Origin of the sequence: Glaciecola sp. 33A (assembly GCF_002836745.1) — a bacterium.
In the GTDB taxonomy this organism is placed as follows: Bacteria; Pseudomonadota; Gammaproteobacteria; order Enterobacterales; family Alteromonadaceae; genus Glaciecola.
In genome coordinates this window covers 37,424-63,828 of the sequence record NZ_PJAR01000031.1, presented here as the reverse complement: position 1 = coordinate 63,828, position 26,405 = coordinate 37,424, and the positions used below count along the sequence as shown (strand labels likewise).

General features: G+C 42.1%; 23 protein-coding genes and 1 pseudogene. 6 read left to right on the top strand and 18 right to left on the bottom strand.

Going from position 1 to position 26,405, the window contains the following annotated elements:
* Positions 1-132 precede the first annotated feature (132 nt).
* The 3 genes and pseudogenes from CXF81_RS05570 (at position 133) to CXF81_RS20025 (ending at position 1,936) form a co-directional block, all read left to right on the top strand.
* Entirely contained in the window at positions 133-609 is a 477-nt protein-coding gene (locus CXF81_RS05570; RefSeq protein ID WP_369828648.1) for an Lrp/AsnC family transcriptional regulator, read from the top strand.
* A gap of 238 nt (positions 610-847) precedes the next feature.
* Positions 848-1,179 (top strand): annotated as a pseudogene (locus tag CXF81_RS05565) (YnfA family protein).
* A 604-nt stretch (positions 1,180-1,783) separates the two neighbouring features.
* A complete protein-coding gene (locus tag CXF81_RS20025; protein ID WP_198556330.1) occupies positions 1,784-1,936 on the top strand; it encodes a hypothetical protein in 153 nt (50 codons plus the stop codon).
* A gap of 1 nt (position 1,937) precedes the next feature.
* On the opposite strand, the gene tadA is transcribed toward CXF81_RS20025, so the two are convergent.
* On the bottom strand, positions 1,938-2,519 hold the full coding sequence (gene tadA, locus CXF81_RS05560) for a tRNA adenosine(34) deaminase TadA (RefSeq protein ID WP_101180382.1): 582 nt from the start codon (positions 2,517-2,519) through the stop codon (positions 1,938-1,940).
* A 546-nt stretch (positions 2,520-3,065) separates the two neighbouring features.
* On the opposite strand from tadA, the gene CXF81_RS05555 reads away from it, so the two are divergent.
* Together CXF81_RS05555 and CXF81_RS05550 are read left to right on the top strand one after the other, a co-directional pair.
* The gene (locus CXF81_RS05555; RefSeq protein WP_101180381.1) at positions 3,066-3,293 is read left to right on the top strand and encodes a hypothetical protein; all 228 of its coding nucleotides are present in this window, start codon (positions 3,066-3,068) and stop codon (positions 3,291-3,293) included.
* Positions 3,294-3,308: 15 nt separating this feature from the next.
* Positions 3,309-4,250, top strand: a complete 942-nt coding sequence (locus tag CXF81_RS05550) for a succinylglutamate desuccinylase/aspartoacylase family protein (RefSeq protein ID WP_101180380.1) — start codon at positions 3,309-3,311, stop codon at positions 4,248-4,250.
* A 46-nt stretch (positions 4,251-4,296) separates the two neighbouring features.
* On the opposite strand, the gene ylqF is transcribed toward CXF81_RS05550, so the two are convergent.
* Both ylqF and CXF81_RS05540 read right to left on the bottom strand, forming a co-directional pair.
* Positions 4,297-5,298, bottom strand: a complete 1,002-nt coding sequence (gene ylqF, locus CXF81_RS05545; RefSeq protein ID WP_101180379.1) for a ribosome biogenesis GTPase YlqF — start codon at positions 5,296-5,298, stop codon at positions 4,297-4,299.
* 62 nt (positions 5,299-5,360) lie between these two features.
* On the bottom strand, positions 5,361-7,334 hold the full coding sequence (locus tag CXF81_RS05540) for a cation:proton antiporter (protein ID WP_101180378.1): 1,974 nt from the start codon (positions 7,332-7,334) through the stop codon (positions 5,361-5,363).
* Between the two features lie 225 nt (positions 7,335-7,559).
* On the opposite strand from CXF81_RS05540, the gene CXF81_RS05535 reads away from it, so the two are divergent.
* Complete coding sequence (locus CXF81_RS05535; RefSeq protein ID WP_101180377.1) at positions 7,560-8,495, top strand: GGDEF domain-containing protein; 936 nt, start codon at positions 7,560-7,562, stop codon at positions 8,493-8,495.
* 70 nt (positions 8,496-8,565) lie between these two features.
* Here the strand turns inward: CXF81_RS05535 and tilS are convergent, their stop codons facing one another.
* The 15 genes from tilS to pyrH all read right to left on the bottom strand — a co-directional run bounded on the left by tilS (position 8,566) and on the right by pyrH (position 26,399).
* Positions 8,566-9,867, bottom strand: coding sequence for a tRNA lysidine(34) synthetase TilS (gene tilS, locus CXF81_RS05530; RefSeq protein WP_101180376.1), 1,302 nt, complete (start codon positions 9,865-9,867; stop codon positions 8,566-8,568).
* Positions 9,868-9,981: 114 nt separating this feature from the next.
* Complete coding sequence (gene accA / locus CXF81_RS05525) at positions 9,982-10,938, bottom strand: acetyl-CoA carboxylase carboxyl transferase subunit alpha (RefSeq protein ID WP_101180375.1); 957 nt, start codon at positions 10,936-10,938, stop codon at positions 9,982-9,984.
* Positions 10,939-10,981: 43 nt separating this feature from the next.
* On the bottom strand, positions 10,982-14,401 hold the full coding sequence (gene dnaE / locus CXF81_RS05520; RefSeq protein WP_232771791.1) for a DNA polymerase III subunit alpha: 3,420 nt from the start codon (positions 14,399-14,401) through the stop codon (positions 10,982-10,984).
* Between the two features lie 45 nt (positions 14,402-14,446).
* Entirely contained in the window at positions 14,447-15,058 is a 612-nt protein-coding gene (rnhB, locus tag CXF81_RS05515; protein WP_101180402.1) for a ribonuclease HII, read from the bottom strand.
* A gap of 25 nt (positions 15,059-15,083) precedes the next feature.
* A complete protein-coding gene (gene lpxB, locus CXF81_RS05510; RefSeq protein ID WP_101180373.1) occupies positions 15,084-16,274 on the bottom strand; it encodes a lipid-A-disaccharide synthase in 1,191 nt (396 codons plus the stop codon).
* Between the two features lie 5 nt (positions 16,275-16,279).
* On the bottom strand, positions 16,280-17,050 hold the full coding sequence (lpxA, locus tag CXF81_RS05505; protein ID WP_101180372.1) for an acyl-ACP--UDP-N-acetylglucosamine O-acyltransferase: 771 nt from the start codon (positions 17,048-17,050) through the stop codon (positions 16,280-16,282).
* Between the two features lies 1 nt (position 17,051).
* Positions 17,052-17,498 carry a 3-hydroxyacyl-ACP dehydratase FabZ gene (fabZ, locus tag CXF81_RS05500; RefSeq protein WP_006012890.1) on the bottom strand — a complete coding sequence of 149 codons (447 nt, stop codon included), beginning with the start codon at positions 17,496-17,498 and terminating at the stop codon, positions 17,052-17,054.
* Positions 17,499-17,694: 196 nt separating this feature from the next.
* Positions 17,695-18,213, bottom strand: a complete 519-nt coding sequence (locus CXF81_RS05495) for an OmpH family outer membrane protein (RefSeq protein WP_101180371.1) — start codon at positions 18,211-18,213, stop codon at positions 17,695-17,697.
* 97 nt (positions 18,214-18,310) lie between these two features.
* Positions 18,311-20,797, bottom strand: coding sequence for an outer membrane protein assembly factor BamA (bamA, locus tag CXF81_RS05490; RefSeq protein WP_101180370.1), 2,487 nt, complete (start codon positions 20,795-20,797; stop codon positions 18,311-18,313).
* Positions 20,798-20,840: 43 nt separating this feature from the next.
* Positions 20,841-22,193, bottom strand: a complete 1,353-nt coding sequence (gene rseP / locus CXF81_RS05485) for a sigma E protease regulator RseP (RefSeq protein ID WP_101180369.1) — start codon at positions 22,191-22,193, stop codon at positions 20,841-20,843.
* Positions 22,193-23,374: a 1-deoxy-D-xylulose-5-phosphate reductoisomerase gene (gene ispC, locus CXF81_RS05480; RefSeq protein ID WP_101180368.1), complete on the bottom strand. Its 1,182-nt coding sequence runs from the start codon at positions 23,372-23,374 to the stop codon at positions 22,193-22,195. Before ispC ends, rseP begins: the two co-directional genes overlap by 1 nt.
* Before the next feature lie 70 nt (positions 23,375-23,444).
* Positions 23,445-24,308, bottom strand: coding sequence for a phosphatidate cytidylyltransferase (locus tag CXF81_RS05475; protein WP_101180367.1), 864 nt, complete (start codon positions 24,306-24,308; stop codon positions 23,445-23,447).
* Positions 24,308-25,084: a polyprenyl diphosphate synthase gene (gene uppS / locus CXF81_RS05470; RefSeq protein WP_101180366.1), complete on the bottom strand. Its 777-nt coding sequence runs from the start codon at positions 25,082-25,084 to the stop codon at positions 24,308-24,310. The genes CXF81_RS05475 and uppS overlap by 1 nt, the downstream gene beginning before the upstream one ends.
* Before the next feature lie 4 nt (positions 25,085-25,088).
* The gene (gene frr / locus CXF81_RS05465) at positions 25,089-25,646 is read right to left on the bottom strand and encodes a ribosome recycling factor (RefSeq protein ID WP_006012881.1); all 558 of its coding nucleotides are present in this window, start codon (positions 25,644-25,646) and stop codon (positions 25,089-25,091) included.
* A gap of 15 nt (positions 25,647-25,661) precedes the next feature.
* Positions 25,662-26,399: a UMP kinase gene (gene pyrH, locus CXF81_RS05460; protein WP_101180365.1), complete on the bottom strand. Its 738-nt coding sequence runs from the start codon at positions 26,397-26,399 to the stop codon at positions 25,662-25,664.
* Positions 26,400-26,405 lie beyond the last annotated feature (6 nt).

Below are 26,405 nucleotides of genomic sequence, written 5' to 3'. Positions count from 1 at the left end.
TACTGATACTTCGATGATGCTGTCAACATCAATTAGATTTTAGATTACACATTAAGTGTGATGTGAATTGTTCTATTAATTACAATTTATGACCTACATGTTACATATTTATATTAATTTCAACACAAGGAAATTTTTATCAAAAAAATAGATAGAGCTAACAGAACACTGTTGTTACAAATTCAGAAAGATGCCACGTTAAGTTTGGAAAAGCTGTCAGACGTGTGCAATTTATCCATTGCGTCTGTGCAGCGCAGGTTAAAGCTGTTACGCAAGCTGAAAATAGTTGATAAGGAAGTCGCTGTATTAAATCCCGATATACTAGGTCAGAAAATGACATTTGTGATTTTGGTTGAGCTAGAGCGCCATAGCCTGCAGAAATTAAACTCGTTTCGGCTTGTTGTGCGCGAGGAGGACCGAGTGCAGCAGTGTTATTTCGTAGCAGGACAATGTGACTTTACACTAATTTGCAGTGTTCGTGATATGGAGGACTTCGAAGATTTAAGGCACGTATTATTAACTGATAACCCAAACGTGAAAAAGTTTAGCGCATCCCTGTCTATAGAAAGAACTAAGGTGAGCCTTGAAGTTCCCTTGGAGAAATTTTAGCGTCGAAAAATCGCGCACTCGGAGGGGGTGAACAGTGGGTCTTTGCCTCAGGAGTGTTTTGATCATATTCAAAATGTTCTTCCATTGCTCATACTAGAAATATTGATTACGCGATGACCGTACATTAAGTTGATAAAAAAAGTCTACATATAAATTTATTTCTAACTAAATATATGGTTTTGTTATCTGTTGTCTTTATAGTAAGTTGTTATGTTCGACAAATTACGGCAATCACCTTTTGCCCGAAATAAAAACTATAGGCCTGTTTTTATTACTGCTTTGGCAGAAATTATTGGTTGTCATCTACCATATCTTTGGTTGCGTGAAGGGAAATCAGTTTGGTTGCTGATTCCTGCCGCTCTTAGCCTTGCCGCATTTGCTTGGTTGCTTTCATTACTTCCAACAGCAGCAGGTCGAGTTTATGCCGCTTATGGTGGCGTTTATATTTTCATGGCTATTTTGTGGTTGTGGGCTGTCGATGGTATTCGTCCAACCACTTGGGATATTCTGGGTTCTGGCATAGCACTTGTGGGTATGGCAATTATCATGTTCGCTCCACGCAGCACATAACAAAACCGCAACGGCAGCTTCATGCCCATTCTTGCCCTTCGATGATGATTTTGAAACGTCCGCTTTCTTCAGTGATACAAATAATATTGAGGCCGAAAAGTCCGTTCCTAGCATAAAATGCTTATTTGATATTTATGAAGAGACAATATAAATGTGGCATAGAGTCCTCAGTCGAAGTTCAACTCAGAACACATTACTACTTAAAAATATCAATTTATATTAACAAATATCAAACGTTATTATAAATCATCAAACTTTATTATCGTCCAACAGATATTTATAATGAGCGAGAAAAAATAGAGAGCTCAAATGGTAAAAGCGATGCCGATGATTTTGTCGCGGAAGCGATCCGAAAGGATGCCACAAAATAATTTACAAGTGCGACTGGAAAGATTTACTAACACCTTGATTGTATTTATATTTACTGTAACGTGAGACAAACGACATCGGCAGCCGTTAGATTGAACTAAAGCAAAACATTGTCATCTAAGAATAAGTAATAATCAGCTCACAAAATGATGGGCTGAGCAGTAAAAGTAATTAGTGATTAATTTGAAGAGCGTTTGTTGCAAATAGACAAACGTTAAAGAAATAAGAGGTATCTATGAAAAGAAATAAAAGTTTCACCGCTTCTCGTTCATTGAGAGCAAGTAATCAACGCAGAACAATGCTTAAGAAAAACCATCAAAAAGTGATGGCACGTCGCAAACACTTTGCAATCGTTGGACTAACAGAAGAATCGAGTGATGACTGCTAACCTAGCCTTTCTTCTGCTTCCTCCTTTGTTTAAAAAACGCCGAGATTTGCGCACCACATTCATCCTGTAAGCACCCTCCAGTAACTTCCATTTTGTGATTCAGAGTATCATGTTGAACCAGGTTCATGGTGGTTCCTGCAGCACCGGTTTTTTGATCATAAGCACCAAAAACAATCCTCTTCACGCGCCCGTGAACCATTGCTCCTGCACACATGGGACAAGGTTCAAGCGTAACGTAAAGTGTGGCATCGAGAACTCTGTAGTTCTCTAGGTTTCTTGCTGCTTCTCTTAATGCCAACATTTCGGCATGCGCTGATGGATCATGTAAGGCAATTGACTGGTTGTAGCCCTGCCCGACAATAATTGAGTCCACCACAATAATCGCGCCCACAGGCACTTCGCCAATCGCCTGTGCTTTTTTTGCTAATAACATTGCTTGGCGCATGAACGCGGCATCAACCTCGTTTTCACCATCGTCAGAGAAATGTCTCACTTCAACACCACTTTTTTGTCGTTGATTGGATTTTTTAAGGCTTCGGCTTGATGTGCTCTGTGACGCCAGCTCTTTATTATTATTTATCATTCAAACTTCGCTTGGTTAAACATAAATTTGGGGGTACATAAATTTGCGACTGAGTATCCCGTCATCATACTAAGTTGATATACCTGTGTCACTTTGAAAATAATAGTTAATAATGACACGTAGTTACGCTAGGCAGTTACGGTAAAATACTGGTCAAATTCACCTATTATTAGCTAATTAACTAATATAAAGTTGATCACTTCATCCGAGAAAAACATAATAGACTGATTTTATTACAGATTATTATTGGCAAAGCTTTTGCAAAAGGGTTTACTGAATATAAAGTAGAGACATATAAATACTCACATCAAAGTTAGTATTTTCATCAGTAACAGTGGCGGCATTTTGTAATATGACATAAACCGACCTATTTTAAGCACGTAGAGCTTTATTAGTGGGGATAAAATATCTACTATTACGAATGTGGACATTCAGAACAAATAGACATTTTGTGTCGGTAGTAATTGTTGGACCCGTTATTAACAACTACAAATAAAACGGACAATGACGTTGCTTATCGAATAATATAAAAACAGGAGGATCAGAATGAACTTAACGGCGATTATTATTGTGGCGATTGTTGTGGGCGGGATCACGAGTATCATATCCACGCTATCGAGTAAAAAAGTGACAGAATCTAAAAAATTTAGTAAAGAAGAGCGTGACGATTTGCAAGTGCAAATTCAACAAATGAATGCGCGAATTGAAACACTTGAGCGTATTGTTACCGATGAAAAGTATTCTTTGAACCAACAATTTGCAGATCTAAAATAGGAACCAATAGCATACATGACTACTCAATATGAAGAATATTCAATTGGTATTCCAGGTCAAGCCTGGGATACAGCACAGAAGCGAGAATGGCTAGCAACGCAGACTGTAAAACGAAGCTACTTTGATGATGTTGAACAAAGGTTAGCAGCATTGGATAATACTCAGTATGAGGTTCAGCAATATGGGGTATTAGCCTATGCTGAATTAGGCTTCTGTGACTACCCTTTATATTATGTAAAAGTAGGTACATTCGATAAGGATCGGGACACTATTCTCGTTTCCGGTGGCGTGCATGGTTATGAAACAAGCGGCATACATGGGGCTTTAGACTTTATTGAGAAGCACGCTCAAAAGTACTCGGGTAAAGCTAATATATTGGTCTTACCTTGCATAAGCCCTTGGGGCTACGAAACTATCAATCGCTGGAACCCGTATACCATTGACCCAAACAGGTCGTTTTACAACGAGGGGCCAACCGACGAAGCAAATTTAGCCATGCAGTGCGCGAATGAGTTAGGCTTAAACATCATTATGCATATTGATTTGCATGAAACGACTGACACCGATAACTCAGAATTTCGTCCTGCAATGACGGCAAGAGACGCCACTAAGCAAGACTTATGGGAAATTCCAGATGGTTTTTACACGGTTGGTGACAGTGCTCGCCCGCAAAATGATTTTCAAACCGCGATTATTAATACCGTTAAACAAGTGACACATATTGCTGAGGCTGACAGCAGTGGTAAAATAATTGGTTCTAACACGCTCCAATTGGGCGTCATAAACTATGATAAAAAGCCCCTTTTCTTATGCGGTGGATTTACAGACGCTATCTATGTCAGCACAACTGAGGTTTATCCGGACAGTCCGAATACGACACCCGAGATTTGCATTAAAGCACAAGTTGCCGCTATAACAGGCGCATTAGAATATGTGCTAACTCGTGCTTTACGTTAGCAATATTAAAAACCAAGGGGAGCAGAGCGCCTAAGAATGTATATAACTATGTGCGCTTCTTCATTCGCGCACTTTGCTCCGCTCTTTTTTCTTCACGCTTTTCTTTTCTATCTTTTTTATCTGGCGTTAAAGAGCCATCTTTAAACTTCTGTTTACGCTTATCTTTATCGCTTATCTTTTTCGCCGCGACTTCGGCCATTTCTTTCTTTTCTTCAATCAGCATATCGGGTGTTTCAAGTGTTATCCGACCTAATTTCCCCGAGCGTAATTCATTGATTAACACTTCACATATTTTATGCAGATTAACTCGTCCACCAGCCCTTAAAGCGCCACGTTTGGCTGCAGCAAGTTCTAAAAATTCTATTTCGGTATTGGGTAGTTGATCTATTTTAAAGCGTTCTTTCATCATTTCAGGATAGGCTTTAATTAAGTAATCGGCCGCATAAAAACCCACATCATCATATTCCATGGCGGTGTCTTTGACTGCCCCTGAGGCCGCTAATCGGTAGCCTGTGTTAGGATTTTCAAGTTTTGGCCACAACACGCCCGGAGTATCGAACAAAACGATACCGCTACCTAAATTAATACGTTGTTGATTTTTAGTGACAGCGGGTTCGTTACCTGTTTTTGCAATAACTCGATCGGCTAGAATATTGATTAAGGTAGACTTACCAACATTGGGGATCCCCATAATCATCGCGTTGATAGTTTTTACTGATGCGTCTTTTTGCGCGCAAGTTTTACGAATAAGTTCAATGATTTGTTTCGTTTTTGCGGTGTCATCAGTGGATGTCGTGAAGGTCTTAACACCCCGCTCTGCCTCCAAATGCGCTTGCCATTTAGCCGTCATTTCTGGGTCGGCTAGATCTGCTTTATTTAGAATTTTCAGACACGGTTTATCGCCCCTAATCTTTGCTATTTCTGGGTTTTCACTTGAATACGGAATGCGCGCATCAAGTACTTCAATCAGAATATCAACCTGACTAAGCGCTTCTTTTATTTCTTTTAGGGCTTTGTGCATATGCCCTGGGAACCAATGAACGGCCAATTCGACTATCCTAAAAATTAACAATTAATTGTATTTTACTGTATTTGATTTATTTTATTGGATTAATTTCCGTAAAGTAAAAAGTTCTCTATACGTTCTACTCTTCTGGGCTTGCCAGAAATAACTAATACATCGTTAGCAAGGATAAGCGTGTCAGAATCAGGTTCTTCTATTTCTATATTATTACGCCTTAGTCCCGTGACTTTTACACGGCGGCCCTCAATATCTAATTCTTTAATTGTTTTGTTAACCGCAAAAGCACCTTCACTTATAACAACGGCGTGCATAAATTCAAGTTTATCTTTTGTACTGTAGCTTATTTCAGTTGATTCGCCCGGATAAAAGCCCTGCATATGTTGGTAACCTTTCTTGCGCTCATTGCGCACACGCTTCAATATGCGCGACATCGGCACACCAGCATAATGTAGAATCTGGGAGACCAACATCAAACTACCTTCTTGTATTTCAGGCACGACTTGTGAAGCACCTGCCGAGTAGAAGTCGTCAGGTTGGAAATCTGTTCTGGTTCGCACAACAACGGTCAGACCCGGTTTTAACGCAGTAATAGCATTAACTACTTTTAGCGCTTTATCATGTTGGTCAAAAGTAATGAGTGCCAATTGTGCATTTTCAATACCGGCTGATTTTAGCAAGTCGCGCTGTGATACGTCACCAAACATCACATTCTCACCCGCCGATCGACTTTCATGCACTCGAATAGGATCGCAGTCGATTGCAACATACTTAATCCCCTCTAACTTAAGCATGCGCGCGACGGATTGTCCCACCCGACCAAAGCCTAAGATAAGTACGTGATTACGTAAATCTTTAGCTTCTATTTGCGTAGGGTGGGTTATTATTGCTTCAATCTCTTTGTTCGGTGCTATCCATTGCGCAAATTTACCACTGACGTTAATAAGCCAAGGCGTCATCACCATGCTCAACAAGCCTATGCTTATTATCATTGACGATTGTTGTGAACTTATCACCTGATTCTGCACAGCCAACGCTGCGATAACGAAGCTAAACTCGCCCATTTGCGCGAGCTTCATGCCAGCAGCCCAAGCGTCCTGTCTATTTTGCCTAAAAATAATCGCACTGATGCCCACCACTAAGGTTTTTAAGACTACCATGACAATCAAGCCTAACATCACCCAATGAAACTCAAAGAACAACACACTGAGTTCCAGTTTCATGCCCACCGTGATGAAAAACAATCCCATTAAGATATCGCGAAATGGGCGAATGTCAGCCTCCAACTGATGCCGATATTGAGATTCGCTTAACATCATGCCGGCTAAGAAAGCACCTAGCGCCATAGATAAGCCAAAAGCGTAGGTAATCCAAGCCGCTAACAACGCAATCAGAATGGTGGTTAGCACAAATAGCTCGTCAGTTCTCGTACGCGCAACTTCATTAAAAATTCGTGGCAATAGCCAGCGTCCAACAGAAAGCAGCAACACCACGACGACAACACCTTTAAGCAGTGCCATAAGCAGCGCAATGCCGACACTCTGCTCAGAGCTCGCGGCTAATAGCGGGATTGCAATAAGAAATGGGACTACCGCTAGGTCTTGAAACAGTAATATGCTCACGGCCATTTGTGAGCGCGGTGTGTTAAGGCGGCCAGCATCCTCAATTTGTTTTATTACAATGGCGGTAGACGACAACGCAACCATACCGCCAATAATAATTGAAGTGCTTATCGATTGACCTAGTAATAAGGCGATACCGGCAAACATCGCTGTTGTTAATAGCATTTGCCCGGCGCCAACCCCAAACACCAAATTGCGCATGGCAATTAGCTTGGGCAGTGAAAACTCAAGCCCTAATGAAAACAGCAGAAATACAATACCGACTTCGGCTAAAAAATGCATTTGTTCTGGGTCAGAATAAAGAGACAGTACTTCAGGACCCGCCATCACACCCGCCAGCAGATAGGCAAGGATTGCAGGTAACCCAGCACGTTTAAAGCACCATACCAAGAAAACAGACAGTGCCATTAAGGCGATAATATTGATAAAAACTTGGTCCAAAACACTCTCCTAATTCGAAAAATAAAAAATAGGCACAAGTATTGCTTATCAATTAAAAGATAGCGGTACAAATAGATAGTACAAGTAAGTATTAACAGCATTAATTGCTATCTACAAGACTTTTAAATCAATCCAAGCGTCAAGAAAGCGTCAGTTTTGCTTATAACGTCCGCATAAATAAAATAAGTGATAAACAGATCACCAGAAATCTATTTGGAGTTAACAGTGGATATCCTTGAAGTAAATAAGGAAAATGAACCTAAGGATTTATCTATGCTTGAGCCTATTGTTGCTCAACCATTTGAATACGATCACACGAAAATGACCACTATGCTATCAAATAGTGAGTCGTCTTGTATCATGCGGCGCATGCTGCAAACCATTGAGTTAGAAGAGTTGGCAAAAACTTATTTTCAGTTGCTTAGTGTTAAACTTCCTTGTACCTCAATAAAAATAAGCTTTGCGGAGCAAAATCTGTTTTTCGGCAGTGTCGTAAAAAACGCTCGCAGTATGAAAATTTCACTCGACTACGGTCACCATTTCGGTGCTCCACAGCATGCTCAATTGGCCTATGTATTTTCTCAAGTTTTGCTGCCCCAGCAGCGCAAATTATTATCTGAAATACACGCAATCTACGCCATGGGATTAAAACATGCTCTGGAATTCTATCGAATTCGTCAGCTTGCAACCAAAGACATGCTGACAGGTTTGTGTAACCGTTCACATTTTAATGACTCACTGCATAAATTAATGAGTATCAGCCTGCGGACCAAGCAAAATTTCGGTTTACTTGTTCTCGACCTAGATAATTTCAAGCAAGTTAATGACCGTCATGGTCACCAGCAAGGTGATGAAGTACTCGTGGAGTTCTCTAATTTATTGACCCGTTCGTTACGCGAATCTGATCACGCTTTTAGATTTGGCGGCGATGAGTTTTGCTGTTTGCTCGTAGACAGTGACCAAGCCGCCAATGAGCGCGTTGCAAGACGGATTCAAAAGACCATTGCAGAACACCCTCTGTTTACACAATATAAGGTATCTACAAGTGTTGGCGCAACGACGTTTCATGATTTTGATACACAAGAGAGCTTGTTTAAACGCGCGGACATGGCCTTGTATCAAGCCAAACACTCTGGTAAAAACCTATTTAAAGCGGCCTAATTGATACGACGACGTTTATTTATCGAGATTATTGATGATGACAAGCAAGGGACAACATGTTGCCATGTTTTTACAGTTGCTGAATAAGTTTATCTATTGCGTCAGTGCGTTGGTATTCAGTTTGAAATTGCGCACTAAAAATAAGTTTAGGGCCTAATTGTACGGCAATAATTTGCTCATTGAGGCAAACAATAGGCATTGCCATGCGTCGCCACGGCTCAACTTCCCATTCTTTCATCCACGCTTTGATTGTTTTAGTCGGTCGGTTAGCAAAAAGACGCACCTTTCGATGCAAATCGCCGTAGGTGACCTTCAAACATTCAATCTGTGTGTCTAAGTCAATGTTGACAACGTGCGCAGCCATGGGGGCATCTGCAATGTCTGACAGCGCTACCCAGTACAAATACTGATTGAAGCTGCGGCATTGCCAATTTTTTACTTGAACATAACCTACCTGATCAGCTTTCGCCGTTCTTAATTTTTGAATTTCGTTTAATTGAGCTGCAGAAACAGTCAAACCAATCTGCTGGGTGCTCCAAAGTCTAATAACTTCGCTAAGCAATGCGTCGGGTAAGGCGCATAATCCGGATAGCGGCAATGCCGCTTGTTCATTTTCAATTTTATTCAGCGCTTCCCTCGCTAATGTTTCAATGAGTTCATTTTGAGACGCACATAGCAATGCACTTCTAATAATAGTTTTGTTAATTTGCGGCCACTTTTCTCTTAAAATCGGCATGACATTATTGCGTAAAAAGTTTCTATCAAAGGAGGTGTCTTGGTTGGACTCATCTTCAACCCACGTTAACTGATGTTGTTGAGCGTAAGTTAGGATGTCTTGCTTTGAGATACCTGCATTTATCCAAGGTCGCGCATATTCTACTGAACTCGTTTTTGTAAATCGTGGCGCCATGCCACTCAGCCCTTTTGGCCCTGATCCACGTTTTAGTTGCAGCAGGACCGTTTCGGCTTGGTCATCTTCATGTTGTGCCAATAAAATCAGCGAGTCTGGCGGCGCTAATTTATCTAATGCTGCATACCTCGCATTTCTGGCTAATGCTTCGAGACTTTGCCGAGGCGCTGGCTGAATGCTTACTTTCTGATATTGAAATAAGATTTTGCACTGCAGTGAAATTTCAAATTGCTCACAAAGCTGCTGACAAAATGCTAACCAATCATCGGCGTTAGGACTCAGTCCATGGTGAATATGAATAGCATTGACGTTGAAAGGAACGTTCGTTTGTGCTCGCAGGCTTAGGCACGCATGCAACATGACGACAGAGTCAACACCGCCACTCAATGCAATAGTCAGTGCCTTGCAGTGAGGTGGAACACAACTCTGAATGCTTGTTACGAGCTGTGGGTTCACAAACATAGCAATTCCATTAGTTCTAAGCCGGTGGCTAAGATTAATAAACGCCTAGCCAGCTATCGATGCTTTTTATAAGCGATTTCTATCCGCGCTTTCTATACGGTTCAGTTAATGTGACTAACAATAGCCAAACGACATTAGGCGTTCGTAACGCTCTTCCAGCAAAGTCTCTATTGGTAACGTTTGCAGTTGTGAAAGCTGTTGCTTTAATACCGCTTTCAGATTAGCCGCCATGCCGCTGTAATCTCTATGTGCTGCACCTAGTGGCTCTTCTACAATACTGTTAATGAGGCCTAGTGCTTTAATTTGCGGCGCAGTAACACCCATCGCTTCGGCTGCCGTAGACGCTTTTGCGGCACTCTTCCACAGTATTGACGCACAACCCTCCGGCGAAATAACCGAATAAGTACTGTATTGAAGCATATTCACTCTATCGCCAACACCAATAGCTAAGGCACCACCAGAACCACCTTCGCCAATTACCGTGCAAATAATAGGAACGGTAAGCTCAGCCATCACCTTTAAGTTCATTGCTATCGCTTCACTTTGATTGCGCTCTTCTGCGCCAACGCCGGGATAAGCGCCGGGCGTATCAATGAAGGTAAGAATAGGTAACTTGAATCTTTCTGCCATATTCATTAAACGCAGTGCCTTGCGATACCCTTCAGGTTTCGGCATACCAAAATTCCGTTTGATTTTTTCTTGCGTATCGCGCCCTTTTTGATGGCCAATAACCATCACAGGAATACCATCTAACTTTGCCAATCCGCCAATAATAGCTTTGTCGTCCGCATAAGCACGATCACCCGCTAATTCATCGAAGTCAGTCAGCATATTGTTAATATAGTCCTGAGTGTAAGGACGCATAGGGTGACGTGCAATTTGTGTGATTTGCCATGCCCCTAGATTTGAAAAAACCTTTTTCGTTTGTTCAGCGCATTTTTCTTTCAGCTTGCCAATCACTTCTTCTATACTCACGTCGAACTCGCCGCCTTGATTGACGATACGCAGTTCTCGGATTTTGGCTTCTAACTCAGCAATAGGCTGCTCGAAATCCAAAAAATGTCCACTCATGATTAATCCTAACACATTGTAAAATCTAGTTAATACTAGGTTTTTAGTTAAATTCTAAGTTAACTTGCTCTGCGCCTAATACATGGCGCAACTCAGCTAATAATTGTTCTTCTGGCTCTACACACCATTGCGCACCTGAAGCAATCGTTACTTCTGCATCTTCATGTTGTACATGAAGATGCAGCGGGCAGGTACCATTCTTATATACTTGCAATATGCCCTGTACTTTAGCGACTGTTGACAAGGTACACAACTTTTCTGGAATACTTATTTTTAATTGCTTAACGTATTTACTACGAGCTTGAACAATTGTTAACACATCTTTTGCGTTTATTGTATTGCCACCGTTAAAATCATCAAAGCTGACCTGTCCTTTTACCCACAATAAATTGTCAGAAACTAGCACAGATTCAAATTGTTCATACATTTCTGGGTAAAAACGCACATCCATTCTGGCAGACTTGTCATCTAATGTCACAATACCCCATCGGCGACCCTTTTTATTGGTCATGACACGAACCCCAATGACTAATCCAACGGTGCTGATGAAGTGGTCACGATTGGTCGGCGTTAAGTCCGCTAACCTGCCATCGGTGTATTGCTTAATCTCTTTCAAATACTGATTAATTGGGTGCCCAGTCAAATATAGTCCTAAGGTTTCTTTTTCGCCATCTAACCATACTTTTTCTGACCACTCCGGCACTTTCGCAAATGCATTGGTGATGTCTTCTGCTGACTCGATTTGCACACCGAATAAGTCAGCTTGACCAGCAAGCTCCGCCTTTGCATGCTGACTGGCAGCATTTAATGCATCTTTAATGGTAGCCATTAACGCGGCCCTATGCGGGCCCAAATTATCCATTGCACCGCTAAGTACTAACTTCTCAAGTACCCGTTTACTGACGCGTTTAACATCAACTTTAGCACAAAAATCGAACAAGTCTTTAAACTTACCTTGCTGTTCTCGTGCTTCGATAATCGCTTCAACAGCGCCTTCACCAACACCTTTAATAGCGCCAATACCATACACGATTTGGCCATCGGCATTGACCGTAAACTTATATTGTCCGGCATTAAGATCTGGCGGCAGAATATCCAGATTCATATGACCACACTCATCCACAAGGGTGACTATTTTGTCCGTGTTATCCATATCTGCAGACATAACCGCGGACATAAATTCAGCTGGGTAATGTGTTTTTAGCCAAAGCGTTTGATAAGACACCAGCGCATAAGCTGCGGAGTGTGATTTGTTAAAACCATAACCGGCAAACTTTTCAACTAAGTCGAATATTTTTATGGATAATTCGGCATCAATGTTGTTGTCTGCAGCGCCTTGCTCAAAAGACTCCCGCTGCTTAGCCATTTCTTCTGCGTTTTTCTTACCCATTGCTCGACGCAACAAGTCAGCGCCACCAAGTGAATACCCAGACATTACCTGAGCAATCTGCATTACTTGTTCTTGATAAAGAATAATGCCATAAGTTGGTTCAAGGATGTCTCGTAAACACTCATGTTGATACTCAGCATCAGGATATGAAATCGCTTCACGACCGTGCTTTCTATCAATGAAGTTATCAACCATGCCAGACTGCAATGGACCCGGTCTAAACAGCGCCACAAGTGCGATTATGTCTTCAAAACAGTCGGGTTTGAGGCGGTTGATTAAGTCTTTCATTCCCCGAGACTCGAGCTGAAACACTGCCGTTGTCTGAGCTTTTTGGAGTACTTTGAAGCATTTAGGGTCTTCAAGAGGAATTTGCGTAATATCGACATCTACCCCATGCACTTTTCTGATCATATCGGTTGCCCACTGAATAATAGTCAGTGTACGCAAACCCAAGAAATCGAATTTAACTAAGCCAGCTGTTTCAACATCATTTTTATCAAATTGGGTGACGGGGTTAGCACCCGTGTCGTCGCAGTATAGCGGCGAAAAATCAGTAATAGTGGTCGGTGATATAACAACACCTCCCGCATGTTTACCGGCGTTTCGAGTCACGCCCTCAAGGATACGCGCAGTATCAATGAGTTCTTTTACATCTTCATCTTGCTCATAAAGTTCAGGTAATCGAGGCTCAACGGCAAATGCTTTTTCCAATGTCATGCCAGGATCAGCGGGTATCATTTTTGAAATGCGGTCAACAAAGCCATAAGGATGACCGAGCACTCTGCCGACATCACGAATAACCGCTTTTGCTGCCATCGTGCCGAAGGTAATAATTTGGGATACCGCGTCACGACCATAAATTTCTGCGACGTGATCAATGACTTCGTCGCGACGGTCCATACAAAAGTCGATATCGAAATCCGGCATGGACACCCGTTCTGGATTCAAAAAGCGTTCAAAAAGCAGCTCAAACTCTAGCGGATCAAGGTCGGTAATATCTAAGGCATAGGCAACTAAAGAGCCCGCGCCTGACCCACGCCCCGGACCCACCGGAATATTATTGTCTTTGCTCCACTGAATAAATTCCATCACGATCAAGAAGTAACCAGGAAAGCCCATTTGGTTAATAACTTTGAGCTCTCTTTGAAGACGTTCATCGTACTCTGCGCGTTTTTCTTGGCGTTCAACTTCATCGGTAAATATTTTGCCTAAGCGGCGTTCTAATCCTTCTTCAGAGACTTTAACCAAGAAGTCCTCTGTGCTCATATCACCGGTTGGGAACTGCGGTAAAAAGTACTCACCTAAGGTCAGTTCGGCATTGCAGCGTTTAGCTATTTCAACGCTGTTATGTATTGCAGAAGGAATGTCTTTAAACAGCGCCGTCATTTCCTCTGCGCTGCGTAAGTATTGCTGCTCACTGTGCTTTTTAGGTCGACGCTTGTCATCTAGTGTATAACCTTCACTGATGCAAACACGCACTTCATGGGGTTCATAACCTTCCGGCTCAATAAAGCAAACTTCATTGGTCGCCACTACCGGCAAGTCATTCTGAGCGGCCCATTCAACGGCGCGATGAATGTAGTCTTCTTCTCCATCACGGCCCGTGCGCATCAACTCAATATAGAAATGGTCGTGAAAGTGCTGTCGAAAAAATGCACTTATATTATTGGCAATTTCCGGATTATTTTTAGTTAACGCAATGCCCAGATCACCCGCCAATGCGCCTGATAAAACAATCACACCTTCCGCGTATTCAGCTAGCCATTCTTGACGCACCACGACTTTATGCTGCACGTGGCCTTGTCGATAAGCTCGGGAAATGATTTCGGTGATGTTTTTGTAGCCTTGAATATTTTTAGCAATCAAGGTTAAGCGCGTTATTTCATCTGGAAAGTGCGAAGACAATAACCAAATATCACAACCGATAATAGGCTTTACACCGATACTAAAGGCAGCGGAATAGAACTTCACCAAACCGCACATATTCATCAGATCGGTGATCGCAATTGCTGGCATATTCATGGATTTTGTTTTTGCTAAAATCGGCTTTACTTTGTTTAAGCCGTCTTGCATTGAATAATCGCTATGCACTCGTAAGTGTACAAAATTGGCTGACACTTATTTTACCTCGTCCTGTAACTCGCCTTGCCACAAAGCTAAAACGCTCTGTACAGGCTTAAAACTTTGTCGATAACATGACAGTGGGCCATGCTCTTGTAATGCGGCTACGTGTGCTTTTGTAGGGTAGCCTTTATGCGCTGCAAATCCATATTGTGGATACTGTTTGTCCAACGCAATCATCTCATTGTCCCTTGCCACTTTGGCAATAATAGAAGCGGCCGAAATTTGTGCAAATAACGCATCACCTTTGACAACAGCATGACTACTATAGGTCCAAATTGGGCAGCGATTTCCATCCACTAGCACGTGTTCGGGTTGAATATTCAATCCTTCAACAGCGCGCTTCATAGCTAACATAGTGGCGTGAAGTATGTTGAGCTGGTCAATTTCCAATACGCTTGCACGTCCTAGGCTCCATGATAACGCGTTTTGCTTAATCAGTACTGATAATTCATTACGTTTTTTTTCAGATAATTTTTTTGAATCAGCTAATCCTAAAATTGGCTTTTGAGGGTCAAGTATGACGGCAGCTGTAACAACGTCACCCGCTAATGGACCACGACCGACTTCATCGACGCCGGCAACTAATGAGTAGCACTGAATTGACATCTTAATAGCATCTAACTGTGCTTGTTTACTCATCACTGCTTGTCCGTGCCAACAGAGCTTGAATCGCTCTTGCCGCTTGCTCATCAGCATTTAACTGCAACATTTTATGTAATTGCGTAAAGCGTGATATTAATGCATGCGGCTGGCTTTGCAACATGGGCCTTAACTTATCAGCCATATTTTGCGGAACCACATCTTCTTGCAATAATTCGGGTACCAGTTCTTCGTTGGCTAAAATATTCGGTAATGAAAAGAAATCCGGCTTATACAAACGCCGCATGATCAGGTGTGTCATTGCAGACATTTTATAGCCAACGACCATTGGTTTTTTGCACAGCATAGCTTCAAGTGTGGCCGTACCCGATGCCAACAACACCGCATCAGCAGCGATCATCACATCTCGAGCTGACATTTGCGTCACTCGCACGTGCACGACTGGCTTAAGCTCTTTTAGTAACAACTTGATTTGTCTTTCTCGAGCCTCATTTGCCGCTGGTATGAGCACTTTTAAGGCGGGCAAGCTAAGCGCAAGTAACTCAGCTGCTTTTATAAAGTCAGGCAGCAAAGTGTCAACTTCTCGCGCACGACTTCCGGGCAATAAAGCCAATACCTTATCGGTACTTTCCAATGCAAACAGTGTTCTTTTGCCTGATTGGTCCGGGACTAGTGGGATGCTATCAGCCATAGTGTGGCCGACATATTGATAAGGCACCTTGTACTGTCGATAAATGCTGGCTTCGAATGGAAAAATACCCAGTACTAAGTTAGTCGCTCTAGCTATTTTATGAATGCGTGATTCGCGCCACGCCCATATCGTTGGACTAATGTAATGAACCGTTTTTATACCGGCTTTTTTAAGTTTTGTTTCCACCGCAAGATTAAAGTCAGGGGCGTCCACACCAATGAATATATCTGGCGGTTTATTGAGAAAATGCTGAATAACGGTTTTGCGAATGTGCAGTAAACGAGGCAAGTGCTTTAGCACTTCTACTAAGCCCATTACGGATAATTCTTCCATATCAAATAAAGAATCTAGGCCCAGCGCAGTAAGATGTTTACCACCAATACCTTCGAAACTGGCATTTGGGTACATCTTTTTGAGGACGGCAACAAAACCAGCAGCGAGCACATCACCTGATGCTTCGCCGGCGACAATACCAATTCGCAGCGGTTTATCACTTGTTATTTTATCTATCAGTGACTCAACAGTAGTCATCCGATTTAGCGAACGATGCCACGTTTTGAGGATGCCACAAAATCAGCTAAAATTTTCACATCGGGCTCTGTCTCTGCCATTTCATTCAACAGCACCAGTGCCTCGTCGGTTGTATTGCCATTACGGTAAATGACTTTGTAGGCACGTTTAATCGCCATAATAGCAGATGGCGTAAAGCCTCGACGCTTCAACCCTTCACTATTAATACCCTGAGGAACATGTTTAGTGCCGCTGACCATTATGTAGGGAGGTATGTCCTTTAATACAACAGCACCACCGCCAGTAAATGAGTGCGCGCCAATGTGACAAAATTGATGTACCGCAGTCATACCACCAAGAATGACTTGACTTGCAATGTGAACATGACCCGCTATCGTACAGTTATTTGCAAATACATTGTCGTCACCTAACACGCAATCGTGCGCAACATGCGCGTTAACCATAAATAAATTACGACTACCAATTCGAGTCACACTCTCGTCTTGTATCGTGCCTCGATGAATAGTGCACGACTCACGAAACACATTGTCGTCACCAATTTCAAGATAAGTGGCTTCACCTGCGTATTTTTTGTCCTGACAATCTTCACCGATAGAACAAAACTGGAAAAACACATTATTTTTACCAATTTTTGAATGCCCTTTGACCACTATGTGTGAATTAAACACACAGTTATCGCCAATGTCCACATTATCGCCAATGATACAAAATGCACCTATTTGAACATTTTTACCAATGTTAGCTGATGCTGATATTATCGATGAAGGATGTATCATATTACATATCTCTCATTGCACACATAAAATCAGCGCTGCAAACTATCGCACCATCAACCGTAGCGACACCAGAAAATTTCCAAATACCGCGGCGTTCTTTAATAAGCTCAACCGCATAATCTAGGCGATCTCCAGGTCCGCATGGACGCTTAAATCGGGCTTTATCGATACCTGCATAAAGATACAATTGATCGCTACTGCCCATGGTTTTAAAACCAAGCACACCAGCAGCTTGGGCTAAACCTTCAAGGATCATTACGCCGGGAAAAATAGGTTGGCCCGGGAAGTGGCCGGTAAAACAAGGTTCATTAAAGGTAATGTTTTTATACCCTTTAATTGACTTGCCAAGTTCGTAATCAGTAACGCGATCGATTAATAGAAATGGATATCTATGGGGTAGTAATTCCATTATTTCTTTAATGTAAATAGTCTTTTGTGAGTCTGCCAAAATATTTCCTTTGCGGTCTAAAGCGAATCGATTTCGCTTAGCCAGTCACTCTATTATTTTTGTCCTGCAACATGGATGCATAAGATACACTTTTGAGGAGCAAAAACAAATCAGACCAACCGATTGGTTGGCCTGATATTCGCCAGAACTATAGATATCGCAATCATTTGCATCGACTGACGACCTCTATTTACTGTTACTGGGCTTTAGTTACTTGCTCTAATACTTGCTGTGAGATATCAAATTCAGGCTTTACGAAAGGCGTTGTGCTTCTGTTTAAAACCACATCATACTTACCTTCAGCTGCAATTTTTTCAACAGCTTGCATCACTAGACCAAGCAATTTTCTTTGCTCTTCTTGTTCACGAGTTTGCATGTCTTTCTGAAGTGGACCGGTTTTTTCTTGTAATGTTTTTTGCAGTGCAATAATTTGGTCTTCTAATTTCGTTTTATCAGCATCACTCATGGTTGCACTTTCACGCTGAAGCTTTTGAATTAAGAAATTGTATTCTTCGCTTTGTGTATTGACTTCTTGGATTTGATCCTTGAATTCACCAGTCACAATTTGTGCTATTTCTGCAAACTGTGGCAATGAGCGCACAATACCTTGTACATCAACAACACCGAACTTTTGCTCCGCAGCTTGCACAGCAGTTGTCAACAATGCAGAGCTAAGCATAGCGCCCGCGATTAGTGTTTTAGTAAATATTTTCAATGGAAACTCCTTTAATCTGTTCCGTTTTTTATTGGGCGTCTTGGCACCCAACTATTATAAGCTTGATTTGTGTATATGATACTACGTTAACAAGGCTTTAGAAAGTTGAGCCAATGTTAAACGTAAAGAATTTAGGATTATCACCATCTTCTGAACTAATTTCTTTAGAAAAGCTAAATACTAGCGGTCCCATCGGTGAAATCCATTGTACGGATATGCCGGCAGAACTTCTGAACTGACTCCAATCGCTGAAATCACCTACTGCTGAGGGTTGACCTGCACCGCTTCTGCCAACGAATTCAAGATCTTTGTATTCGTTGTAATCAAACTCAGTATCCCACACATTACCCACATCAAGGAAAATTGAAGTGCGTACTGAACTGTCGAATTCGGTATCAACAAAGGGGGTTGGTACAATTAACTCTAAACCACCTATGGCCATCGCGTTACCACCTAAGCTTCTTTGTGAAACAACGACACTGTCAGTATCCGGGCTACCGAAAACAGGCGTACCAAATGGGGTGGTGCCAATTTGTGAGGAAATACGCTGAACGCCACGCGGCCCCACCGTGTTGTCTTCAAAACCGCGCAATGTATCAGCACCACCGGCGGTAAAGTTTTCAGTAAATGGCAGTATTTGCTCACTGCCATTTTTATCGCCATAACCGTTACCATAACCTAAACGCATTCTAGCAAGGATTGACCAACGCTGATTTTGGCTCAGTGCATAATACCATTTGGTGTCTGCAATAAATTTGAAATAGTTAACATCTGAATTCGGCGTTGTGATACTAAATGATGCACGTTGCGACGAACCATCTGTCGGGAATAAACCGCGGTTGAGGGTTGAACGTGACCAAGTCGCTGATGCTAAGAAACTTTGATATTTAATCGCTGAATCAGGCTGATCTAAGGTTCTAAATTGGTCATAGAAGCGTGCCGTTTGTTCAAAAGATGTATTATCGCTTGATAGCTCAACATTGGCATAGGTTAATCCAAAACTAATTCGGTTTACCTCATTAATAGGATAACCCACGTTTGCGCCTATTTGATAACGTTCACTGTCGTATTGAACGACACCAAAGTTACCACCATCAAACTTACTATAACCGACACTACCGCCCAAACTAATACCGTCGATCGTGAAGTAAGGGTCAGTGTAATTTAACTGTATTGACTGTTGATAAGACACCGTAGACACGTTCAAACCAATGCGCTTACCGGTTCCTAAGAAATTGTCCTGTTGAATGCCTGCATTTAAGCTTAGTTTGGTGTTATCACCATAACCAATACCAGCTTGGAACGAGCCTGAGGCTTGTTCTTTTACTTTAAACTCAACATCAACTTTGTCGTCTTCGCCAGGCACCCTGATTGTCTCAAAATCAACCGTTTCCATATACGTCAACCGAGATAAAGATGCCTTTGAGCCTTCTAATAATTGCTCTGACAACCACGTACCTTCAAGCTGGCTAAGGTTTTGACGCAGTACTTCGTCTGACGTAATCACATTACCTTGGAAGTTTATGCGGCGAACGTAAATACGTTTACCAGGATCAACAGACAACGACAGCTTCACCGTTTTGTCTTCATCATTGATGTCTGGAATCGTGGTTACCGTCGGGTAAGCATAGCCAAAACGTCCTAAGTACTTACTAATAAATTCTTCGCTGTACGTCACCGTTGCTTGATTATACAACTCACCTGCAGAAAGCGGCAGGACTTGATTTAAAAAGTCTTCAAAGCCCAAGAGATCGCCAACCAATTCAACTTCAGAAATGGTGTATTGCTCGCCTTCATCTAAGTTCATACCAATATAAATGGCATCTTTTTCTGGGGTCATTGATACTTGCGTAGTACTAATGGCAAAGCGTAAGTAACCTCTGTCTTTATAGAAGCTGGTTAATTTTTCCAAATCACCCGACAATGTTTGTTGTTGATAACGTGTTTCAGACGTAAAATCCCACCAAGGGGTGTCAAATTTCAGTTCCATTATTTGAAACAATGTTTCGTCATCGAACAATTCGTTACCGACAATATTAACTTGTTTAATTTTAGCCGCCTCACCTTCTTCAAAAAGCAATTTCAAGTCAACACGATTTCTTGGTAGCGGGGTTACAATAGCAGTGACATCAGCATTGTATTTACCAATACTATAAAAGAAGTCTTTCAAGCCATTTTCGATGGAAGTTAACACCGTTCTATCTAATGGCTCACCGACACGGATATTTGAGTTTTGCAAACTTTCATCAAGCTGCTCATCTTTAATATCATCATTGCCTTCGAACACGATGTTGCTAATAGTTGGCCGCTCAGAGACGCGCACAATCAGTACGTCACCGTCGCGCAGTATTTCAACTTTTTCAAAGTGCGTGGAAGAATACAAAGAACGTATTAATTGACTAATACGGAAGGAATTTAACGGATCGCCGACCTGCACTGGAAGGTAAGTAAGAGCGGCACCTAGGGCGACACGCTGCAAACCTTCAACGCGAATATCTTCTACCACAAATTCAGATTTACTCTGTGCAAATGATAACGAGGTAAATGCCATCAAGGCAATAAGAACTAACTGTTTACACTTCATTTACTAATATTCTTCCAAAACACGTTTTTTTACAAAACTATTATTATGTGATGCGATTGATGTCGTTAAAAATGGCAACCGCCATTAGCGTGAATAACAAAACGCCACCTATCCTAAATCCAACTTCCTGCACTGCGTCTGGGACAGGCTTGCCTGTTATCCATTCGGCGATAAAGTACATTAAATGCCCGCCGTCCAACATGGGTAATGGTAACAAATTTATGATCCCAAGATTAACACTGATTAGGGCCAAAAACCCTAAAAATACAACAATTCCATAACTTGCACTCATTCCAGCGCCTTGGGCAATAGAAATAGGGCCACTCAGATTTTTAACCGCAACATCACCATTAATAAATTTGCCTAACATTTCGACAGTTAGAGTCATTAATCGCCACGTTTCTTGCGTTCCTTTGACTAAAGCATCAAAAGGTCCTGATTTGTCATGAAAATAATACGCTTCAGGATATGCTCCAACCTGAGAAGAAATACCCAGCCTACCATCAGTACCCGTCGCCGTTTTAATTTCACCTAAGGTAACTGAGAACACCATAGAACCGCCGTTTCGCAACACTTCAACTTCAATTGTCTCGTTTGCTCTTGGCTTTACATAGTCCACTATTTGTCCCCATTCATCCATGAAGGTTCCATTTAGTTTTAGTATTTCATCGTTTTCTTGCAAGCCTGCTTGCGATGAGGGACCGCCAGGTAACACTAGGCCAATGATTTTACTCGGCTTTGTTCTGAATGGTTCAAAGCCAATTGAGGTAAACATATTGTCTAATTCAGGATCAAACTGCCAATTGGGCATCTCCATTTTATAAGAAACAGCTTGCCCATTTGGTTTTTCAACGGACAATGGAATATGGTCGCCACCAATAAAGCGCATCAGTTCTATGTTGACCGCTTGCCAAGTTTTGGTGTTAGCACCATCCACTGCAGTAATTTTATCGCCCACTTCAATCCCGGTTGCGGCCATATACGACTCAGGATTTATCTCGCCTATATAAGGTTTTGCCTTGTCTTGCCCAATCATGGCGACAACCATTAAGATTAAAATCGCAAATAAAAAGTTAATACCGGGCCCTGCTGCTACTATTGCGAATCGTTTCCACACGGGTTGGATGTCAAACGATTCAGCTTTATCTTGCTCTGCAACATCATCTACCCTGCTGTCTAACATTCTTACATAGCCACCAAGTGGAATGGCAGCAATAACAAACTCCATGCCTGTCGATGTAATGCGTTTATATAACGGTTTACCAAAGCCAATAGAAAAACGCAGGACCTTAACCCCACACTTTCTGGCAATGATAAAGTGTCCCCATTCATGCACGGCTACTAAAATGCCCAATGCCATGATAAACGCACCAATGTTTCGAATAATTTCAAACACTAATTCAACTTCCTTACTATTTGTTGGGCTAAAACTCTTGCCTCTGTATCATGCTCTAAAACTTGCACAATACTCGTGAGTTCAATGGAATTGGTTTTCTGTAGTACTTGTTGATTCACTTTTGCAATGTCAGTAAACTTAATCTGTCCTTTTAAAAATGCATCAACCGCCACTTCATTGGCTGCGTTAATTGCAGTTGTTGCTGCTTGTCCCTGCTTGCAGGCTTCAATTGCTAAGTACAAGCTAGGGTATCGATTTTTATCTGGCTTTGAAAAACTAAAGTCTGTCAAACTTGAAAAGTCAACCGCTTCTACCCCAGACGTTATTCGGTCGGGAAAGCTCAAGCCATAAGCGATTGACGTGCGCATATCCGGATTGCCGAGTTGTGCAATGATTGAACCATCGACATATTGCACCATCGAATGGATGGTGCTTTGTGGGTGCAATACCACTTCGATGTCATCTTCGTGCAGACCAAAAAGCCATTTGGCTTCAATAAATTCCAGCCCCTTGTTCATCATCGTTGCGGAATCAACGGAAATTTTTCGTCCCATTGCCCACGTCGGATGGTCACAAGCTTGGTCTGGGGTAATCGAATCAAATGACGCATCCGCTAGGGTTCTAAACGGGCCACCAGAACCCGTTAGCAAAATTTTAGTTATACCTGATTTTTCTAAATTTCCGTATTCAAAATCGTGCGGTAAGCATTGAAAAATAGCATTGTGTTCACTGTCTATAGGTAATAGTTCCGCTTTATGCTCGCGCACTGCATTCATAAACAGCTCGCCAGACATCACTAACGATTCTTTGTTAGCCAACAATACGCGTTTGCCAGCGCGCACCGCAGCTAATGTAGGAAGTAATCCTGCCGCGCCAACAATAGCCGACATTACGGTGTCTACTTCTGGTGCTGAACATACATCGTCCAACGCTTGCGCACCAACTAACACCTCAGAGTGACAATTTTCTTTTTTTAATAATGTTGCGAATGCAGTGTAAGCTTCTGGATCGGACAACACGATATAACGCGGAGCGCATTTTACAGCAAGCTGCACAAGCGCATCTAAGCTAGTGTGGCCAGTTATCGCAAAAACACGAAACTTGTCAGGATGACGACAAATCACGTTAATCGTGTTTTGACCTATAGAGCCGGTTGCCCCTAGGACAGTAATGGTTCTCACAATATCTGCCAGACCTTTAGATTAAGGAGTGTGAAATAAATAACGGTGACGCCGATATTAACATAGTTGGCTATGCCATCCATATGACATAACAGAATGCAAAAATAGGGAATGCGGCGGTTAAACTATCGATTCGATCCATTATACCACCATGACCAGGAAGCAATCTGCCGCTATCTTTAATGCCCGCACAACGTTTAAACATACTCTCATTTAAATCACCTAATGCAGATACAGCTACCGTGATAATGCCGATAAGTAAATGTAAGCCCATCCGGCTAGCTTCAAACTGATAATGCAACGCAGCAAACGCAATGATAGCGAGTGATGCCATTACACCGCCAAACAAGCCCTCTATACTTTTGCCAGGAGAAACATTGGGGCGCAATTTATGCTTACCAAATTTAACTCCAACAAAGAATGCACCGATATCTGCAGCCCACACGATGCCGAGCACGTAAAAAATAAGCGAGGCACCATAAAACGGGTCAACTTCATATAAATTGTTGCGTAAACTAATGACTGCAACCCACGTTGGGATCAGAGTAAGCACCCCAAAAGCCGCTCTAATTGGCACATTCTGTGTCCAAACTGAACTGTATTTTGGATACGTTAGGATCATACCAAGTGACACCGCCCACCAAACAGCAGCAATACCCAGTATTGTTTTATAAATACTATTTAATTCGCCTTGATACCAAACTTCTTGACCGTCCACAGCAAAAATAAGCACCCCACATATAAGCACTATGAGAGACATGAAAGAGGCTTTTGATACCCGGCCAGTAATACCTGACATATTAGCCCATTCGTAGGCGCCTAAGGCGACTACGCCGGCAACCGCAATTTTAAATTCTTCAACCGGTAAAAATAAAATAGCTAAAATTGCCAAGGGTGCAAGAATGAGTGCTGTTATTATTCTTTGTTTTAACATTAACCTTGACCTTGGTTGTCTGAACTCACTTGCGCACCAATTTGTCCAAACCTTCTTTGTCTTTGACAGAAGTCCAAAATAGCATCATCAAACTTCTGTTCGTCGAAGTCTGGCCAAAGTGTCTCACAAAAATAGAATTCTGCATATGCGGATTGCCACAATAAAAAGTTGCTTATTCTATGGTCGCCACCCGTTCGGATCATTAAATCCAACGAGGGTAAATCAGACATACAAGTGTATTGATTGAAGCTATCTTCTGTGATGTCTTCTGCTTTAATACACCCTTGTTTTACATCATCAGCTATTTTTTGAACCGCTTTCACGATATCCCAACGGCCGCCATAATTAGCAGCAATATTGAGTGTTAGCGCGGTATTATTTTCAGTCAGGAGTTCGGCTTTGCGGATCTTCTCAACTAATTTTTTATCAAAAGCGGATAAATCACCGATTACTTTAAGACGAATATTATTTTTGTTAAGTTTCTTGACCTCACTCGCTAAAACAAGATTAAAAAGCTGAATCAAAATAGTAACTTCGTCTTTAGGACGTTTCCAATTTTCACTACTGAAAGCAAATAAGGTGAGTGCTTTTATGCCTTTTTTTCGAGCATATCTAACAGATGCACGAACAGCTTTGACTCCCGCCTTATGACCGAAGGTTCTTAACTTTCCTTGCTGTTGCGCCCAGCGACCGTTGCCATCCATTATAATGGCCACATGCTTTGGCAAAGTGCCGACGAATGACGCCGACTCTTTAGACGAACTTTCGGTACTCAAGGGTCTACACTTCCATCAATTCTTTTTCTTTGTCAGCGAGAATATTATCAATGTTCTTGATAAATTCGTTGGTCAACGTTTGGATGTTCTCTTCACCAGCACGACTTTGATCTTCACTGGCTTCTTTTTCTTTAAGTAATTCTTTAATATCGCTGTTTGCTTCTCGGCGAATATTACGCACAGCAACTCTGCCCTGCTCCGCTTCATGACGCACGACTTTGATTAAGTCTTTGCGGCGCTCTTCAGTCAGTGCTGGCATTGGAATGCGTATTGTCGTGCCTGCACTCATCGGATTCAAACCCAAGTTTGACTGCATAATCGCTTTTTCGACAGCTTGAATAATGCTTTTATCGAAAACCGACAACGCAAGCGTGCGATTGTCCTCTGCAACTACGTTAGCCACTTGTTTTAGCGGTGTGTTAGACCCGTAGTACGGCACCATAATGCTATCTAGCAAACTTGGATGAGCACGACCCGTTCTGATCTTGCTTAACTGGCTTTTTAACGCAACAATACTTTTTTCCATGCGCTGCTGAGCATCTATTTCAATTTCATCAATCACAACAAAATCCTTATTTTATACTTTTTCCGGATGACAGATAGTGGTGCCTTCGTCGTCACCTAATACGATCCGCTTCAAACAACCTGGTTTATTCATATTGAAAACTCTAATTGGTATGTTGTGGTCGCGAGCCAACGTAAAGGCTGATAGGTCCATTACTTTTAGTTCTTTTTCTAGTACTTCTTGGTAACTGATGCGTTTTAATAAAACGGCATCTGGATTTTTCACAGGGTCAGCACTGTAAACACCATCAACTTTGGTTGCTTTCAGCACGGCTTCGGCTTCAATTTCGATACCGCGTAAACATGCAGCAGAGTCTGTTGTGAAGAATGGGTTACCTGTACCAGCAGAGAATATCACAACTCTACCTGATTTTAGAAAACTAATAGCGTCTGCCCAGTTATAGGGGTCACAAACACCATTTAACGGGATAGCTGACATTAGGCGCGCATTCACGAAAGCTCGGTGTAGTGCATCGCGCATTGCCAAACCGTTCATGACGGTTGCTAGCATGCCCATGTGGTCGCCAACAACACGATGCATACCGGCCTTGGCCAACCCTTCGCCGCGGAATAAGTTACCACCACCGATAACTAGACCGACTTCTACGCCCAGCTCCACTATTTCTTTTATTTCAAGCGCCATGCGGTCCAACACTTTGGCGTCAATTCCAAAGTTTTCATCGCCCATTAGAGCTTCACCGCTCAATTTTAGCAAAATGCGTCTGTAAGCAGCTTTTGGTATGGTTGTCATTGTGTG

Bases quoted from the DNA above. Each gene is read 5' to 3' on its own strand.
- lpxA (WP_101180372.1), bottom strand. From the start codon at position 17,050: ATGATACATCCTTCATCGATAATATCAGCATCAGCTAACATTGGTAAA.
- dnaE (WP_232771791.1), bottom strand. From the start codon at position 14,401: ATGCAAGACGGCTTAAACAAAGTAAAGCCGATTTTAGCAAAAACAAAA.
- CXF81_RS05475 (WP_101180367.1), bottom strand. From the start codon at position 24,308: ATGTTAAAACAAAGAATAATAACAGCACTCATTCTTGCACCCTTGGCA.
- bamA (WP_101180370.1), bottom strand. From the start codon at position 20,797: ATGAAGTGTAAACAGTTAGTTCTTATTGCCTTGATGGCATTTACCTCG.
- CXF81_RS05555 (WP_101180381.1), top strand. From the start codon at position 3,066: ATGAACTTAACGGCGATTATTATTGTGGCGATTGTTGTGGGCGGGATC.
- lpxB (WP_101180373.1), bottom strand. From the start codon at position 16,274: ATGACTACTGTTGAGTCACTGATAGATAAAATAACAAGTGATAAACCG.
- CXF81_RS20025 (WP_198556330.1), top strand. From the start codon at position 1,784: ATGAAAAGAAATAAAAGTTTCACCGCTTCTCGTTCATTGAGAGCAAGT.
- CXF81_RS05550 (WP_101180380.1), top strand. From the start codon at position 3,309: ATGACTACTCAATATGAAGAATATTCAATTGGTATTCCAGGTCAAGCC.
- accA (WP_101180375.1), bottom strand. From the start codon at position 10,938: ATGAGTGGACATTTTTTGGATTTCGAGCAGCCTATTGCTGAGTTAGAA.
- pyrH (WP_101180365.1), bottom strand. From the start codon at position 26,399: ATGACAACCATACCAAAAGCTGCTTACAGACGCATTTTGCTAAAATTG.
- tadA (WP_101180382.1), bottom strand. From the start codon at position 2,519: ATGATAAATAATAATAAAGAGCTGGCGTCACAGAGCACATCAAGCCGA.
- rnhB (WP_101180402.1), bottom strand. From the start codon at position 15,058: ATGTCAATTCAGTGCTACTCATTAGTTGCCGGCGTCGATGAAGTCGGT.
- tilS (WP_101180376.1), bottom strand. From the start codon at position 9,867: ATGTTTGTGAACCCACAGCTCGTAACAAGCATTCAGAGTTGTGTTCCA.